Source organism: Ralstonia sp. OTU4908 (assembly GCF_038440115.1).
GTDB lineage: Bacteria > Pseudomonadota > Gammaproteobacteria > Burkholderiales > Burkholderiaceae > Ralstonia > Ralstonia pickettii.
On sequence record NZ_JASATD010000017.1, the window covers coordinates 1 to 16524 of the forward strand.

A 16524-nucleotide genomic window follows, 5' to 3' on the forward strand; every position below is an offset into this window, starting at 1 on the left:
TCTCTGAGCTGGGGTGTTTGTTTTTATGCACTGCTGCAACACGCAGCGATCCGCCGGCCAGACCCGGCAACCCCCTCCTCTGCTTCCCCCAATCGATCCCTAAAAAACAAAAAGCCTCCGTTAGGAGGCTTTTACGCATTCGCGAGCGGGCTGACTAGCTACGTGCCAGGAATTTCTCGACGAGGCGAACCCAATATGTCGCGCCCAGCGGCAGCAACTCGTCATTGAAGTCGTAGCTTGGGTTGTGCAGCATGCATGGGCCCAGACCGTGGCCTTGCTCACGATGGTCGCCGTCACCGTTGCCGATGAAGGCGAAGCAGCCTGGCTTCTCGATCAGCATGAACGAGAAATCTTCGGCGCCCATGGTCGGATCGATATTGGCGTCAACGTTATCTGCCCCGACGAGCTCACGCATCACCGCTGCCGCGAACTGCGTTTCAGGTTCCGTGTTCACGGTGGGGGGATAGTTGCGGTGGAAGACGAAGTCGACCGTGCAATCGTATGCGGCGGCGATGCCCTTAGAGACCTCTTCCATGCGGCGCTCGATCAAGTCGAGGACGTCGGTGGAGAAGGTGCGTACCGTGCCCCCGATCCAGGCTTCGTTCGGAATGATGTTGGTCGCATCGCCGGCATGAAACTGTGTGACGGACAGAACCGCGGTGTCGATCGGCCGCTTGTTGCGCGTGATGATGCCTTGCAACGCCGATACCACCTGCGCTCCAACGAATACCGGATCGTTGCCGTTATGCGGCAGCGCGGCGTGTGCGCCCTTTCCTTTGATCGTGATGCGAAACTCGTTGCTCGATGCCATCAACGCGCCTGCGCGCGTACCGAAGGCGCCGACCGGCACCCCCGGCCAGTTGTGCAGCCCAAAGACGGCGTCGCACGGGAATCGATCGAACAGGCCGTCCTTGATCATCTCGCGTGCGCCGCCGCCGCCTTCTTCAGCGGGTTGGAAGATCAGGTTTACCGTGCCGCTGAAATTGCGGTGCTTGGACAGGTAATGTGCGGCGCCGAGCAGCATTGCGGTGTGACCGTCGTGGCCGCACGCGTGCATCTTGCCGTCGTGCTTGGAGCGATGCTCGAATTGGTTAGCCTCCGCAAGCGGCAGAGCATCCATATCGGCGCGTAGGCCGATACTCTTGCCTTCACCGTTGCGGATAACACCGACCAGGCCGGTCTTGCCCAGGCCGCGATGCACTTCGATACCCCACTCGGCGAGCTTGGCGGCGACCAGATCGGAGGTGCGCTGTTCTTCGAAACAGAGTTCGGGATGCGCGTGGATGTCGCGGCGCAGCGCCTGGATCTCGGGCTGCGCGGCTTGGATTTCTGGGATCAGCTTCATGAGGGTGCTCGTGTTCTGGCTGAAAATTCTGAGTCACGTTCGATGATACCCCGAAGGGCGATTTCCGACCCGCCATCAGCCGATTGCTCGTGCTGTCCATGCAGTTTCGTATGGATTCGTCATGCGGTGGCTTGTGCGCTCTCATATACGGGCGAAGCCGAACGGCCGAAACGCCTACACTGGAAGCTTGTCAATTGACCGCGCGCCGCCCCAGTCAGCTGCCTGTCGCGCTCCCGCGAGCGCCACGTGACCGACCCGAGCCCATCATGTCTGCTGAAGCCATCGCTGTTGCATCGCAACCTTCCGACGAAGCTCTGCAATTGATCCGCACGCTGGTGGCATTCGATACCGTTAGCCGCAATTCGAATCTTGGATTGATCGAGTGGGTGCGCGATCGCTTGCGCGGGCAGGGCGCGGACTGTCGTCTGACCTATGACGCGACGGGCGGTAAGGCAAATCTGTTCGCGACGCTATCGCCAGGCCGCAAGCCGGGGCTGGTGTTGTCTGGGCATACCGATGTGGTGCCCGTCGATGGGCAGCCGTGGGATACGAACCCGTTTGATGCGCAGATCCGTGACGGCCGCCTGTACGGGCGCGGCACCGCCGACATGAAGAGCTTCATTGCCGTGGCGCTCGCGAATGTGCCCGCGTTCATGGCGGCGGAGGGCGACGCCAGCTTTCATCTTTCGCTGTCGTATGACGAAGAGATCGGCTGCGTCGGCGTGCGCAGCCTGCTGCGTGATCTCGAGGCGAGCGGCATTCAGCCCGCCGGTTGCATCGTCGGCGAACCCACGTCGATGCGCGCCATCATTGCGCACAAAGGCAAGCGTGAATACCGATGCTGCGTGCGCGGCAGGGAAGCGCACTCCGCGTTGACGCCGCAGGGCGTGAATGCGATCGAGTTTGCGGCGCTGCTGATCGCGCATATCCGCTCGCTGGCTGCGCGTCTGGCGGCGGAAGAGGCGCGCGACACCGCCTTTGTCGTACCGCACACCACGCTGAATACAGGCACGATCAAAGGCGGTATCGCCACCAACGTGGTGCCGCGCGATTGCGAATTCACCTTCGATCTCCGCTATCTGCCGGGCACCGATCCGGATTGGCTTTTCGGCGAGGTGGAGCGCTATGCGCAGCAGACGCTGCTGCCGCAGATGCGTGAAATTTCTGCCGACGCTGACATCAGCTTCGCCATGAAGGCCAACACGCCGGGCCTGTCGATTGCGCCCTCGCACGAGCTGGTGGCGCTGGCGCAAGCGCTGGCCGATAGCCGGAGTGCGGTTGGCAAGGTCGACTACGGGACGGAAGCGGGACTGTTCTCGCGCGCGGGCATTCCGACTGTGGTGTGCGGTCCGGGCAATATCGAGCAGGCGCACAAGCCTAACGAGTACATCGAACTTGCGCAGATCGCGCAGTGCGAAGCGTTCATGCGGGGGCTCGCGCAACGGCAGCCACGGTTGCAGCCGGCTTGAACGCAAAAAAACCGGGCACCTGGCCCGGTTTCTTTTTTTTAGGGATGCGCGTTCAGCGGATCACTTGCCCGTTCGAGTTGATGATCGTCATCTCAACGAACTTGGAGCCGACGTGGTTGGAGGGCGAGAAGTTCACGTTGAAGCCACCCACGTCGTAGTTGCCCATCGTCTCCAGCGCCCCGACGAACTTCTCGCGGGTCAGGTCGCGGCCCGCACGCTTGAGACCTTCAACAAAGACGCGCGCAGCGACGTAGCCCTCGATGCTTCCGTAGTCGAAATCGGTAATGCCATCGGATTTGAGCAGCTTCTGGTAATCGCGCACCACGGGCGACGCGCCGCTATACGGATACGGCATCACCTGAGAGATGATCACGCCGCCGCCGGCCTTCCCGAGTGCGTTGGCTAGCGCCTTGGTGCCGACAAACGACACGTTGTAGAACTGGCCCGCATACCCCTGTTCTTGTGCGCCCTTCACGAGGGCTGCCACGGTCTGGTATGCGCTGATGACGACGACGACATCCGGCTTCTGCTCGAGCACTGTGGTGATCGCGCTCTTCACGTCGGTGGTGTTGCGGACGACGCTGGCCTGCGCGACGAGCGACACCCCCTTGTTTGCCGGCAGCTTGAGCGCGCGCTGCACACCGTCAAGGCCCGCTTTGCCGTAGGCGTCGTCGTTATAAATGACGGCAATGCGCTTGAGGCCCGTGGTGTGGATCTGCTGGACGATGGCGGCGGTTTCATCGTTGTAGCTGGCGCGCACGTGGAACACATTGCGCGCAAAGGGCTCGCGCAGCGCCGAGGCGCCGGAGTACGGCGCAAAGAACGGCACGCCCGCCGGGTTGGCGATCTTCAGCGCCGCCAGGCTGGTCGGCGTACCGACATAGCCAAACAGGGCGAAGACCTTGGTGTCTTCGATGAGCGTCTTGGTGTTGCGGGCAGTCGCATCGGGCTCGTAGAAATCGTCGAGCACCTTCAATTCGATCTTGCGTCCGTTGATGCCACCTGCGGCGTTGACGGCGTTGAAGTACAACTGGGCGCCGCGGTTCATCTGCTGACCAAGCTGTGCGGCCGGGCCGCTCATTGGCGCCGATTGGCCGACGATGATCGCGTCGTTGGTCACGCCCGTCTCGGCATGCGCGCCGCCCGAAGCGATGCCGACGATGCCCGCTGCGAACATGGCCAGCAGCGCGGTGATTCTACGAGATTGCATTGCTCTCCCCCGAGAGTTGATTTGCTCGGCATCATAGCTAAACGGGCAGGGGAGGCAAACAGAATCGGGCCGGTTGCGTCGCTTTTGAGCGTTTTTGAGACAGAGAAGCCGCGCGATGTGCACGGCTTTCCTTCACACGGGGCCGTTTCAGGCGGCTTCCGCCACCCGCCGCTTCATCACTGCCAGCAGCACGGCGGTGACGACGGTGCCGGCAACCAGCGCTGCAACATAGCCGCCCAGGTGCGTTACCGCGTTCGGGATCGGCAGCACGAATGCCCCGCCGTGCGGCACGCGCAGTTCCACCCCGAACAACATTGACAGGGCACCCGCGCACGCGGAACCCGTCACCAGCGCGGGAATCACGCGGAACGGGTCGCGCGCGGCATACGGGATCGCGCCCTCGCTGATGAAGGCGAGGCCGAGCACGGCGGTGGGGCGCGCCGCCTGGCGTTCGTCCCGCGTGAATCGCGACGGGAAGAGCCATGCCGCGAGCGCGATACCCAACGGCGGCGTCATGCCTGCGGCCATCGTGGCCGCCATCGGCGTGTAGACCTGCGCGCCGATCAGCCCGGTGCTGAAGGCATACGCAGCCTTGTTGATGGGGCCGCCCATGTCAAACGCCATCATGCCGCCCAGCAGCGCGCCCAGCGGGACCGCGTTCGCGCCTTGCATGCCGCGCAGCCAGGTCGTCAGGGATGCAAGCAGCGCAGCAACCGGCGCGCCCACCACATACAGCATCACCAAGCCCGTCAAAAGGCACCCGAGCACGGGCAGGATCAGCACCGGTTTCAGCCCTTCCAGGTTGCGCGGCAGCTTCAGCCAGCGGTTGAGCGCCTCGGTGCCATAGCCGGCGACGAAACCGGCCACGATGCCACCAAGAAACCCGGCGCCCAGGCTGGCGGCGAGCATGCCTCCGACCATCCCGGGTGCGATGCCCGGCCGGCTGGCGATCGAATACGCGATGTATCCGGCGAGCACGGGCACCATCAAGGCAAACGCGGACTTGGCACCGATCTGGAACAGCGCGCCGCCAAGCGTATGGCTGGCCGAGGCGTCCGTCACGTAGATGCCGCCGAGGGCGAACGCCAGTGCAATCAGGATGCCCCCCGCCACCACGAAGGGCAGCATGAACGACACACCAGTCATCAGGTGCTTGTACGGGCCGGTGCGCTGCTGTTCAGCCGCGGCGGCCGCGGTGCCCGCCAATTGCGCCGTCCCCGCGCCTTCTAGCGAGGCTTCGTCGAAGGCCCGGCGGATCAATGCCTGCCCATCGTGGATGGCCGCCTTGGTGCCGGCGCGGAAGACGCGCTTGCCGGCAAAGCGTGACAGGTCGACTTGCGTGTCGGCCGCGATCAGCACGAGGTCTGCGGTTGCGATGGCATCGGCCGACAGCGTGTTCTGTGCGCCCACCGAACCCTGCGTTTCCACGTGGATCGTGTGACCGAGCGCGCCGGCGGCCTGCGTGAGCGCCTCGGCAGCCATGAAGGTGTGCGCGATGCCGGTCGGGCACGACGTGATGGCGACAATGCGCCGAGCTTGGGTAGCGGATTCTGGCGCGAGCGAGGCGCTATGCATCACGCGGGCCAGTACGGCGCGGGCGTCGGCGAGCACCTCGTCAAGTGTGACTTCAAGCGTACGCGGATTGGCGTCACGGGCGGCGGCATCTGGCGACAGGCCCGCCCAGACAACGGCTTTGGCGGTGGCCAGGGCCGCCGTGTCGACGACCGAGGCGGTGTCCGGGCCGCGCACGTCGACGTCGAGCTTGTAGCCGGATTCGCGCGCCGCGTGGCGCAGGGCTGCGCCGGCGAGCATCGCGCGGGTGGTGCGGCCGTCTGCACCGAGAATTGCCAGCAGGTTTGCCATGATCGGCTCCTTGAGTGCGTTGAGCGTGTGGCGATGCGATGGTCGGGCGTCAGGCCACGCGCTGCATCTGGACGGCGGCGGCGCGTTCGCGCACCTGCCCCGGGGGCGGGAGGTGCGGGCCCAGGCGCTGGAGCTTGCACGCGGCGAAGGCCACCGATAGACGCACGGTTTCTTCCATGCCCGCTCCGGCATGCCAGCCGGCCAGCACGCCGGCCACCATGGCGTCACCCGCGCCGACGGTGCTGGCGGCGCGCACCGGCGGCAGACTCGCCTGCCAAGTGCCGTCTGCCGTGACGAACAGCGCGCCTTCCTCGCCGAGCGACACGATGACCTGCGCCACGCCCCGCGCGTGGACGGCGCGTGCCACGTCCACCGTTTCAGCCAGCGTCGGCAGCGATGTACCCGCCCACAGTTCCAGTTCGTGCCGATTGGGCTTGATGGCCGTCGGCAGCTCGTCGCGAGGCGCGGCCAGGACCTGTGCGAGCGGGGCGCCGCTCGTGTCGACCAAGGTCGGTACGCCGCGGCGATTCAGCCGCGCCAGCAATCTCACGTAGGTATCCGGCGGCAAACCTCCCGCCAGGCTGCCGCACAGCGCAGCGCCGGCAATGTCGGCGAGCGCGTGAATGCGGTCGCACAGCGCGCCGAAGTCGGCCGGCGTGGCGTCAATGCCAGGCAGGTTGATGTCGGTGGTCTGTCCGTCTGCCTGGTCGCTGATCTTGATGTTGGTGCGATTGGTGCCGGGCACGCGGCAGAAGCTGTCGACCACGCCCTTGCGCGCAAACAGCGCCTCGAACAGTTCAGCATTGGCGTCGCCGAGGAGCCCCGTGGCAATCACCGGCACCTGCCAGTCGGCGAGGCAGGCAGCGACGTTGACGCCCTTGCCGCCGGCCTGTTGGGCGACGCTGCTGCCGATGTTGACGCGGCCGCGTTCGAGGCGCTCCAGCCCGACGGTCATGTCGATGGCCGGGTTGAGCGTGACGGTGACGATGCGCGACGGGCGGCTCATGCGGCCTTCTCCTCGCCACCGCCTTGCATCGGGAAGGCGGTTTCCAGGGCGCGCACTTCCTGGGCGGAAGCGCAGGCCAGCGCGCGTTCTGCGAGCTGCGACAGCGCGCGGAGGTGCGCCTCGCGCAGCCGCGCCTTGACCGGCGCAATATCGCGGGGGCTCATCGACAACTCGTGCACGCCAAGTCCCGTCAGCAGCAATGCTCCGAACGGGTCTCCGGCGAGCCCGCCGCATACGCCGACCCAGCGCCCGTGGCGCGCGGCGCCTTGCACCGTCTGCTGGATCAGACGCAGCACGCTCGGGTGCAGGCTGTCGGCCTCAGCGGCGAAGTCGGGATGCTGGCGATCGATCGCGAGTGTGTATTGCGTGAGGTCGTTCGTCCCGATGGAGAAGAAGTCAACGTGCTCGGCCAGCCGATCGGCCAGCAGCGCGGCAGCCGGCACCTCCACCATGATGCCCAGCGGCACCGTCGGCGCGTCGAGTTCAGTGCGGATGCGTTCGCAGGCGGCGCGAAGGGCGGTCACCTCCTCCAGCGAGGTGATCATCGGAAACATGATCGACAGGGCGGCCGGCTCGCCGACATCGCGGGCGGCTCGATAAAGCGCGCGCAATTGCGGCTCCATGAGGTCGGGCCGGCGCAGCAGCAGCCGCGCACCGCGCACGCCGAGGAACGGGTTCTCTTCCGTCGGCAGGTTCAGATGCGGAACCTGCTTGTCGCCGCCGATGTCCAGCGTGCGCACGATCAGCGGACGGCCGCCAAGGGCCTTGAGCATGGCGGCGTAGACCGCGTATTGCGTGTCTTCGTCGGGCGCATGGTCGCGTTCGAGGAACAGGAATTCGGTGCGCATCAGGCCCACGCCTTCCGCGCCGAGCGCGAGCGCTCCGACCGCCTGTGCGGGCAGGTTGACGTTGGCGGCGATCTCCACCGTGTGGCCGTCGCACGTGCGCGCGGGCAGGCCTCGCTCCGCCTCCTCGCGCTGCGTGCGTGCGGCGTCTTCCTGCAGCCAGGCGCGGGCGCTCGCGATGCTGGCGTCGTCGGGATCGAGCACCAGACGGCCGCCCGTCCCGTCGATGATGGCTTGCGTGCCCGTCGCCACATCAAGCACGGCAGGGCCGGCGGCCACGACGGCCGGGATGCCGAGCGTGCGCGTCAGGATGGCCGTGTGCGAGGTCGGACCGCCTTGCGCCGTGACGATGCCGATGATGCGTCGCGTATCGAGCGCCGCCGTATCCGAAGGCGACAGATCCGCCGCCACCAGGATGCAGGGCGTGTCGGGCAGCGTTTGCGCTGCACTGCGCAGCGACGGATCGATATGGCCGAGCACGCGGCGCCCCACGTCGCGCAGATCTGCCGCGCGCGCTGCGAGCAGCGGGTTGCCAAGCGCGCCCAGTCGTTCGGCCAGACGCTCGACGGCCTGATGCCAGGACCACGCCACGCCGTGGCCTTCGACCATGGCCTGGCACGTCAGCGTCATGAGGTCGCTGTCGCCCAGCAGTTCGGCCTGGGCCTTGAAGATGCCCGATTCGGCTTCGCCCAGGCGAGCGGCGGTGTCGCGTGCCAGGGCTTCCAGCTCGGCGCGCGTGCGGGCCAGCGCCGCGTCCAGCAGATCGCCACCGGTGGTCAGTGCGACGGGATGGTCGGGCACGGTCGACGCGCCGTGCTGCAGCATGTGGATGGGGCCGATCGCCAAGCCAGGGCTCGCCGCAATGCCGCCGATGGCGGGCAACGCCGCGTCGGCTTGCCAGCCGTGCGCGGTCTGTCGGGTGCGGGCCGCCTGCGTGCCGCGCGCCGCCTGGACACGTTCCTGCGCCGTCAGACCTCGGATGGTCAGCAGCAGCGCGTCGAGCGCGGCCCCGGCGTCGGGGCCTTCCGCAGAGAGGCTGAGCTTGGCGCCGGCCGCCAGCCCCAATTGCAGCAACGCCACGAGATTCTTGGCATCGGCGGTTTCGTCGCCATGGCGGACTTGCACCCGCGCGGCAAAGCGACGCGCGGTTTCGACCCACTGCGCGGCCGGGCGGGCGTGCAGGCCACTCGGGTATTCCAGCGTCAAGGTGCGCTGCTCGGCGAGGTCGGTGCCAGGAGTGTCGGCGGCGGGCGCGGGTGCGTCGCTGGAGAGTGCGGCGACAAGTTCTTCAGCATTCTGCGTGGTGAAGAGATGCCGCAGGCGCGCGTCGTCATTCAGCAGCCGCGTCAGTCGGCGCAGCAGCGTGATGTGTTCGTCCGACTGCGCGGCAATGGCAAACACCAGGTGCGTCGTTTGGCCCGGGTGCCACTCCAGCCCGTCAGGAAACTGCAGCACCGCAATGCCCGTCTGGCGGATCAGGTGGCGGTCCTCGCCCATGCCGTGCGGAATGGCGACGCCGTGGCCGAGAAACGTGTTGGCCACGGTTTCGCGGCGCAGGAGGCTGTCGATATAGGCGGGATCGATGCAGCCGGCGTCGGCCAGCAACTGGCCGGCAGCGCGGATGGCGCTTTCCTTGTCGGTGGCGCGTTGCTGCAGACGGATGCGTTCGGCGCAGATCAGGGCGGAAGCCATGCGGCGGGGGTCTCCTGCGGCTGCCGTGCTCGAAGGCCCGGCATGCGTGTCGTCAATGATCGCGAATTGAAATCGATTACAGTGCGGGTGTCAATGTGCGGCGCGATACAAAGTGACGTCTGCCCCAGTATCTAAGGGGTTTTCCCTAGGTGGGCAAGACGTTGGTGACGATGCGGTCATTAGATATGATGGCAACTTTCATGGAAACGATTTCAGCATGACGGTTCGAATCAAGGACGTGGCGGCGGCAGCGGGGGTGTCGGTGGCAACCGTGTCGCGCGCGCTCGCGGGCGGCCCCGTCAGCGCGGAACTGCGCCGACGCGTCGATGCGGCGGTGGCGGCGTCCGGGTATCGGCCGAACCTGTCAGCGCGGCGGCTGCGCTCGCAGCAGGCGCAGACCGTCGGGCTGATCGTCTCCGACATCCGCAATCCGTTTTTCACCAGCGTCAGCCGGGCGGTGGAAGACGCGGCCTATGCCGCCGGCCTGCGCGTCATCCTGTGCAATTCCGATGAAGACCCGGAGAAGGAAGCGATGTACCTGCGCCTGATGGAAGAGGAGCGCGTGACCGGCGTGATCCTCTCGCCGACGCGCGGCATTGCCGAAGCGCAGCAACCCGTGGATCTCGGCTACCCGGTCGTGCTGATCGACCGCGCCGGACCCACATGCGGTACCGATGCCGTCGTGCTCGACAACCAGCAGGCCGCGCAAGCGCTGGCCGAGCACCTTGCCGCGCAGGGTTACCGGCGTATCGGCGGCCTGTTCGGGCGCACGAGCAGCACAGGCGCCGAGCGGCAGGCCGGATTCGCGACGGCGCTGGCACGCCACGGCATCACCGCCGAGGCACGCTTCATCCTGCCGACGGCCGAGGCTGCGGAGGCCGAGACGCTGGCGTGGCTGTCCGGCGTGGAACGTGATCGCCCCGACGCGCTGGTCGCGAGTAACGCGCAATCGCTGCTCGGCGTGCTGCGTGCGTTGCGGCGGCTGTCGCTCGACGTGCCGCGTGACATCGCCGTGGCGGGCTTCGACAACGAGCCCTGGACCGAACTCGCCGGCCCGGGCATCACCGTGATCGAGCAGCCGGTCTACGACATCGGTCGCATGGCAATGGCCATGCTGCAGGAGCGCCTCGGGCAGCCCACCTTGCCGACGCGCCGTGTGCTGCTCACGGGTCGGCTCGTCCCGCGCGGCTCTACGCCGCTGCGAAGCCCCTAGCGGGCGATTACAATTTCCGGATACCCGCGGCGGTGCGTCGACGCCGAATGCACCCGCCGCCCCCCACTCCGGAGCCTCCCTGATGTCCACCCAAGTCATCCGTGCCGCCTGCCCGCACGACTGCCCCGACACCTGCGCCTTGCTTGTCACCGTCGAAGATGGCCGCGCCACCCGCGTGCAGGGCGATCCGGACCACCCGACGACGGCCGGCGTGCTCTGCACCAAGGTCAATCGGTATGCAGAACGCACGTACCACCCCAACCGCCTGTTGACGCCGATGAAGCGCGTAGGCGCCAAAGGCGAGGGCAAGTTCGAACCGATTTCCTGGGACGAGGCCATCGACACCATCGCCACGCGCCTGGGCGAGATTGCGGCACGCAACCCGGAGGCCATCCTCCCGTACAGCTACGCCGGCACGATGGGCCTGGTGCAGGGGGAAAGCATGGCCGCGCGCTTCTTCCACAAGCTCGGAGCGTCGCTGCTGGATCGCACGATCTGCGCGTCGGCCGGGGCGACGGCGCTGCGCTACACGTACGGTGCGAGCCTCGGCATGGACATCGAGCACGTGCAGGACGCCAAGCTGATCCTGATCTGGGGCGCCAATCCGATCGCGTCGAACCTGCATTTCTGGACGCGCGCGCAGGAAGCCAAACGGCGCGGCGCCACGCTCGTCGCCATTGATCCGTATCGCTCGCTGACGGCCGAGAAGTGCCATCGCCATCTGGCGGTGCGCCCCGGTACCGATGCGGCGCTGGCGTTGGCGATGATCCACGTGTTGATTCGCGACGATTTGCTCGACCACGATTACATCGCCAATCACACGCTCGGTTTCGAGGCGCTGCGTGAGCGCGCGCAGCAATACACGCCGGAATACGCAGCGACGCTGTGTGGGGTGGACGCGGCGGATATCGAGTGGCTCGCCAAGCTGTACGGCACGACCGTCGTGCGCGACAAGCAGCCTGCGGCCATTCGCCTGAACTACGGCATGCAGCGCGCGCATGGCGGCGGGCAGGGGGTGCGCGCGGTCGCGTGCCTGCCGTCGCTGGTGGGCGCGTGGCGGGATGCAGCGGGCGGCCTGCAACTATCGACGTCCGGTTTCTTCCCCATCGACAATGCGAAGCTGCAGCGTCCTGACCTGCTGCCGAGCTGGCCGGCGCTGCCCCGCACGATCAACATGAGCACCATCGGCGATGCGCTGCTGCATGCGGGCGATGCGTCGTTTGGCCCAAAGGTCGAGGCGGTGGTTGTCTACAACAGCAACCCCGTGGCGGTGGCGCCGGACTCGCGCAAGGTCGCCGCCGGCTTTGCGCGCGAAGACCTCTTCACGGTGGTGCTGGAGCACTTCCAGACCGACACGGCCGACTACGCCGACATCCTGCTGCCGGCCACCACGCAGCTCGAACATGTCGATGTGCACAAGGCTTACGGTCACACCTACGTGCTGGCCAACAACGCTGCCATCGCGCCGATGGGGCAGTCGTTGCCGAACACGGAGATCTTCCGTCGCATTGCCCGGCGCATGGGTTTTGACGACGCCTGCTTTGCCGACTCGGACGACGATATCGCCAGCCAGGCCGTGCGCCGTGATGATGCGGCCGCCGCACACATCGATTGGGCCACGCTCAAGCGCGACGGCTGGCAGAAGCTGGCGCACCCGGCCGCGCCGCTGGCACGTGGCGGCTATCGCACGCCGTCAGGCCGCTGCGAGTTCTATTCCGAGCAGATGGCCAACGACGGACTCGACCCGCTGCCCGGCTATGTGCCGCCGTACGAATCGGCAATCAGCACGCCCGAGTTGGCCAAGCGTTATCCGCTGTCGATGATTTCGCCGCCGGCGCGCAACTTCCTCAACTCCACCTTCGTCAACGTCGACAGCCTGCGCAGCACCGAAGGCGAGCCGCATCTCGATATCCATCCCGACGACGCGAATGCACGCGGCGTCGTCGATGGCGAGCTTGTCCGCATCTTCAACGATCGCGGCACCATGCAGGCGCGCGCCCGCGTGACCGACCGTGCGCGGCGTGGCGTGGTCGTCGGCCTGTCGATCTGGTGGAAGAAGCTCGCGCCCGACGGCACCAACGCCAACGAGCTGACCAGCCAGCGCCTGACCGACATGGGCCGTGCGCCCACCTTCTACGATTGCCTGGTCGAGGTCGCGCCGTTGGCTCCGGCCGCCTGACGGAGCCATCATGCGTGCCGCACGCGCGCTGTGCCTTGCGCTGTCGCTTGCCGGTTCGGCGTTACTGGCCGGCTGCGACACCGTCGGTTATTACTTCCAGTCGGTCAGCGGACATCTCTCGCTGATGGCGCAGCGTGAGTCGATCGACCAGGCCATCGACAATGCTCGGCAAGCCCACAACGACAAGCTCGCCAAGCGGTTGGAAGATGCGCGCAGCATCCGCATCTATGCCTCGCGCGAGCTGGGCCTGCCAGACAACGGCAGCTATCGCGTCTATGCCAATCTCAAGCGTCCCTTTGCGGTGTGGAATGTATTTGCCGCGCCTGAGTTATCGGTCAAGCTCAAGGAATGGTGTTTCCTCGTCGTCGGCTGCGTGACGTATCGCGGGTACTACGACCGCAACGCCGCCATGGCCTATGCCGACACGCTGCGTGCCCAAGGCCTGGACGTGGATGTGGCCGGCATTCCTGCGTATTCCACACTGGGCTATTTCGACGACCCGCTGCTCAACACCTTCGTCGGCCTGCCGGAAGGCGAGTTGGCGCGGCTGATTTTTCATGAGCTGGCGCATCAGGTTGTCTACGCCAAGGGCGATACCGCGTTCAACGAATCGTTTGCCACCGCCGTCGAAACCATTGGCGTCGAACGCTGGCTGGCGGATGCCGCCACGCCCGAAATTCGCGCGGAATACGCTACGTACGACGCCCGCCGCGTACAATTCCGCGCCCTGCTGCTGGAGTACCGCAACCGGCTCGAGGCGCTGTATGCCAGCCCTGTGTCGGACGACGAGAAGCGCGCCGGAAAACGCGCCATCTTCGCGAGCCTGCAGGCCGATTACGCCAAGCTGAAAGCAAGTTGGGGCGGTTATACCGGTTACGACCGCTGGTTTGCGCAGCCGCTGTCCAACGCGCATCTGGGCGCAGTCGCGAGCTACCTGGAATGGGTGCCGGCGTTCACGGCGCTGTATCACCGTGATGGCGGCGACTGGGCGCGCTTCTATGCCGATGTCAAAGCCATGGCACGCGAATCCAAACCACAGCGCGAGGCCGCTCTGCGATTACTGGCGCTTCCCGCGATGGCGACGTCGGCAAGCGTCATCCAAAAGTGATGCCAACAGCGGTTTAGGCGTCCGTTTCAAGCAGGCCCGGCAGGCTGAGGGAACTGTCTAAGTTATTGTTTTGACACGCACATCCGCGTAGGATGCCGAAAAAAACGAACGACCATTCGAAAAATCGACAATCGCCAGGAGACACACCCATGGATAAGCCGTGGCTGAAGCAATATCCCGCCGGGGTGCCGGCCGAGATCGATGCATCGCAGTATCGATCGCTGGCCCATCTGCTTGAGGATTCCTTCCAGAAGAACCGTAACCGCCGTGCATTTGAATGCATGGGAAAGGTGCTGACCTACGGCGAGCTGGATACGCTTTCGCGCCAACTGGCGGCGTGGCTGCAATCGCGCGGTCTGGCGCTTGGCGCGCGCGTCGCGTTGATGATGCCGAACGTGTTGCAGTACCCCGTGGCGCTGGCCGCCGTGCTGCGTGCCGGCTATGTGGTCGTCAACGTCAATCCGCTTTACACCCCGCGCGAACTGGAACACCAGCTCAAGGACAGCGGCGCCGAAGCCATCATCATCCTTGAGAATTTCGCGACGACGCTGCAGCAGGTGCTGCCCAATACGCCGGTCAAACACATCGTGGTGGCCAGCATGGGCGACTTGCTGGGCGGGCTGAAGGGCATGCTGGTCAATTTCGTCGTGCGCAGCGTCAAGAAGATGGTGCCGGCGTGGGAACTGCCCAACTGCATCCGCTTCAACACCGCGCTGGAAGAAGGCGCCAAGCAGACGCTCAAGCCGACTTCCGTCGGCCCCGACGACGTGGCCTTCCTGCAATACACGGGCGGCACGACCGGCGTGTCGAAGGGTGCGACGCTGCTGCATCGGAACATCGTCGCGAACGTGTTGCAATCGGAAGCCTGGATGAACCCGGCGCTCACCAAGCCTGGTCGCGATGGCCGCATGCTGGCCGCCGACGAAGAGATCGTCACGATCACCGCGCTGCCGCTGTATCACATCTTCGCGCTGACGGTGTGCTGCCTGCTGTCGATGCGCAAGGGCGGGCTGGCCGTGCTGATCCCGAATCCGCGGGACATCCCGGGCTTCATCAAGGTGCTCAAGCAGTACCGCTTCCACATGTTCCCGGCCGTGAACACGCTGTACAACGCGCTGCTGAACAACCCCGAATTCAAGGATGTGGACTGCTCGAACCTGCGTGTGGCCAACGGTGGCGGCATGGCGGTGCAGGAGGCCGTGGCCAAGAAGTGGCTCGAGGTGACGGGGTGCCCGATCATCGAAGGCTATGGTCTGTCGGAAACCTCGCCGTCGGCCATCTGCAACCCCACGGATACCGATAAGTTCTCGGGTACCGTCGGCCTGCCGATTCCTGGCACGGAAATCGCCATTCGCGACGACGAAGGCCGCGACTTGCCGATCGGCCAGCCGGGCGAAATCTGCATCCGCGGCCCGCAAGTCATGGCTGGTTACTGGAAGCGCCCGGACGAGACCGCCAAGGTCATGTACGCCGACGGCTTCTTCAAGACCGGCGACGTCGGCGTGATGGACGAGCGCGGTTACACCAAGATCGTCGATCGCAAGAAGGACATGATTCTGGTGTCGGGCTTCAACGTGTACCCGAACGAGATCGAAGGCGTGGTGGCGATGTGCCCGGGCGTGCTGGAAGTGGCCGCCGTGGGCGTGCCCGACGTCCACTCGGGCGAGGTGGTGAAGCTGTTCGTGGTGCGCCGCGACCCGACGCTCACAGAACAGAAGCTGCAGGAGTTCTGCAAGGACCAGCTCACCGGTTACAAGCGCCCCAAGTTCATCGAGTTCCGCAACGAGCTGCCGAAGACCAACGTCGGCAAGATCCTGCGCCGTGAACTGCGCGACGAGGCGATGAAGAAGCGTGCCTGAGTCTGCGTCGCTGCAAAGAAAAGGCCGCGATTCGTCGCGGCTTTTTTTTGGCGCACCACAGGAACGTATGGCCGGGGTCAACCCACGTACAGGAGGATGCTGACGAACTGGCACGCACTGCCGGCCAATACGAACAGGTGCCAGATGCCGTGGAAGTGCCTCACCTTCTCGTCAAAGAGAAAGAAGGCGATACCGGCCGTATACAGCGCGCCACCGGCTACCACCCACCACAGGCCCGGTGCGGGCAGCGCTGCCGCCAGCGGCTCCATGGCAATCAGCACCAGCCAGCCCATCACCACGTAGATCAGCAGGGAAAACAGGCGCGTGCGGCGGCCGATCCAGAGTTCCTGCGCAATCCCGATGGCCGCCAGTGCCCAGTTGATGCCGAACAGCGCCCAACCCCAGGGGCCGCGCAGCGTGACCAGCGCAAACGGCGTGTAGCTCCCGGCGATCAGCAAATAGATGGCGCAATAGTCGAGGCGCTGGAACAGGCTCTTGGCCGGCCCGCGCAGGCTGTGATACAGCGTGGAGATCGTGTAGAGCAGGACGAGCGTCGTGCCGTAGACCACGGAACTGACGACCTTCCACGCGTCGTGGTGCAGGGCGGACGACGTTACCAGAACGGCCATGCCAGCGGCGGCAAGGATGGCCCCGGCCAGGTGGCTGAAGCCGTTGAAACGTTCTCCGCGATACATACGCTGATCTCCAGGAAAAGCCGGTTCTCCCTACAATGCT

Annotated in this window: 11 protein-coding genes; 5 read left to right on the top strand and 6 right to left on the bottom strand. The window is 65.8% G+C overall.

The features are described from left to right. Positions 1 to 154: 154 nt before the first annotated feature. Entirely contained in the window at positions 155 to 1345 is a 1191-nt protein-coding gene (locus AAHM38_RS15605; RefSeq protein WP_012763031.1) for a M20 aminoacylase family protein, read from the bottom strand. A 266-nt stretch (positions 1346 to 1611) separates the two neighbouring features. On the opposite strand from AAHM38_RS15605, the gene argE reads away from it, so the two are divergent. Continuing rightward, entirely contained in the window at positions 1612 to 2814 is a 1203-nt protein-coding gene (gene argE / locus AAHM38_RS15610; RefSeq protein WP_012763030.1) for an acetylornithine deacetylase, read from the top strand. A gap of 52 nt (positions 2815 to 2866) precedes the next feature. On the opposite strand, the gene AAHM38_RS15615 is transcribed toward argE, so the two are convergent. From AAHM38_RS15615 to ptsP, 4 genes are all read right to left on the bottom strand, one after another. Further along, the gene (locus AAHM38_RS15615) at positions 2867 to 4024 is read right to left on the bottom strand and encodes an ABC transporter substrate-binding protein (RefSeq protein WP_009241627.1); all 1158 of its coding nucleotides are present in this window, start codon (positions 4022 to 4024) and stop codon (positions 2867 to 2869) included. A gap of 147 nt (positions 4025 to 4171) precedes the next feature. Continuing rightward, a complete protein-coding gene (locus tag AAHM38_RS15620; protein ID WP_012763029.1) occupies positions 4172 to 5887 on the bottom strand; it encodes a PTS fructose transporter subunit IIC in 1716 nt (571 codons plus the stop codon). Between the two features lie 49 nt (positions 5888 to 5936). Then, complete coding sequence (gene pfkB / locus AAHM38_RS15625) at positions 5937 to 6893, bottom strand: 1-phosphofructokinase (RefSeq protein WP_012763028.1); 957 nt, start codon at positions 6891 to 6893, stop codon at positions 5937 to 5939. Further along, entirely contained in the window at positions 6890 to 9430 is a 2541-nt protein-coding gene (ptsP, locus tag AAHM38_RS15630; RefSeq protein WP_012763027.1) for a phosphoenolpyruvate--protein phosphotransferase, read from the bottom strand. Before ptsP ends, pfkB begins: the two co-directional genes overlap by 4 nt. 217 nt (positions 9431 to 9647) lie before the next feature. On the opposite strand from ptsP, the gene AAHM38_RS15635 reads away from it, so the two are divergent. The 4 genes from AAHM38_RS15635 to AAHM38_RS15650 all read left to right on the top strand — a co-directional run bounded on the left by AAHM38_RS15635 (position 9648) and on the right by AAHM38_RS15650 (position 15789). Beyond that, positions 9648 to 10643 (top strand): LacI family DNA-binding transcriptional regulator, encoded by a 996-nt coding sequence (locus AAHM38_RS15635; RefSeq protein ID WP_012763026.1) that lies wholly within the window; start codon positions 9648 to 9650, stop codon positions 10641 to 10643. Positions 10644 to 10725: 82 nt separating this feature from the next. Beyond that, complete coding sequence (locus AAHM38_RS15640) at positions 10726 to 12822, top strand: molybdopterin-containing oxidoreductase family protein (protein WP_012763025.1); 2097 nt, start codon at positions 10726 to 10728, stop codon at positions 12820 to 12822. Between the two features lie 10 nt (positions 12823 to 12832). After that, entirely contained in the window at positions 12833 to 13930 is a 1098-nt protein-coding gene (locus tag AAHM38_RS15645) for an aminopeptidase (protein WP_012763024.1), read from the top strand. 149 nt (positions 13931 to 14079) lie between these two features. Further along, positions 14080 to 15789 carry a long-chain fatty acid--CoA ligase gene (locus tag AAHM38_RS15650; RefSeq protein ID WP_012763023.1) on the top strand — a complete coding sequence of 570 codons (1710 nt, stop codon included), beginning with the start codon at positions 14080 to 14082 and terminating at the stop codon, positions 15787 to 15789. A gap of 77 nt (positions 15790 to 15866) precedes the next feature. On the opposite strand, the gene trhA is transcribed toward AAHM38_RS15650, so the two are convergent. Further along, the gene (trhA, locus tag AAHM38_RS15655) at positions 15867 to 16484 is read right to left on the bottom strand and encodes a PAQR family membrane homeostasis protein TrhA (RefSeq protein ID WP_012763022.1); all 618 of its coding nucleotides are present in this window, start codon (positions 16482 to 16484) and stop codon (positions 15867 to 15869) included. Positions 16485 to 16524 lie beyond the last annotated feature (40 nt).

What these genes read in the sequence shown, in the direction of transcription:
- AAHM38_RS15605 (WP_012763031.1), bottom strand. Translation starts at nt 1,345, where the DNA reads ATGAAGCTGATCCCAGAAATCCAAGCCGCGCAGCCCGAGATCCAGGCG.
- argE (WP_012763030.1), top strand. Translation starts at nt 1,612, where the DNA reads ATGTCTGCTGAAGCCATCGCTGTTGCATCGCAACCTTCCGACGAAGCT.
- AAHM38_RS15615 (WP_009241627.1), bottom strand. Translation starts at nt 4,024, where the DNA reads ATGCAATCTCGTAGAATCACCGCGCTGCTGGCCATGTTCGCAGCGGGC.
- AAHM38_RS15620 (WP_012763029.1), bottom strand. Translation starts at nt 5,887, where the DNA reads ATGGCAAACCTGCTGGCAATTCTCGGTGCAGACGGCCGCACCACCCGC.
- pfkB (WP_012763028.1), bottom strand. Translation starts at nt 6,893, where the DNA reads ATGAGCCGCCCGTCGCGCATCGTCACCGTCACGCTCAACCCGGCCATC.
- ptsP (WP_012763027.1), bottom strand. Translation starts at nt 9,430, where the DNA reads ATGGCTTCCGCCCTGATCTGCGCCGAACGCATCCGTCTGCAGCAACGC.
- AAHM38_RS15635 (WP_012763026.1), top strand. Translation starts at nt 9,648, where the DNA reads ATGACGGTTCGAATCAAGGACGTGGCGGCGGCAGCGGGGGTGTCGGTG.
- AAHM38_RS15640 (WP_012763025.1), top strand. Translation starts at nt 10,726, where the DNA reads ATGTCCACCCAAGTCATCCGTGCCGCCTGCCCGCACGACTGCCCCGAC.
- AAHM38_RS15645 (WP_012763024.1), top strand. Translation starts at nt 12,833, where the DNA reads ATGCGTGCCGCACGCGCGCTGTGCCTTGCGCTGTCGCTTGCCGGTTCG.
- AAHM38_RS15650 (WP_012763023.1), top strand. Translation starts at nt 14,080, where the DNA reads ATGGATAAGCCGTGGCTGAAGCAATATCCCGCCGGGGTGCCGGCCGAG.
- trhA (WP_012763022.1), bottom strand. Translation starts at nt 16,484, where the DNA reads ATGTATCGCGGAGAACGTTTCAACGGCTTCAGCCACCTGGCCGGGGCC.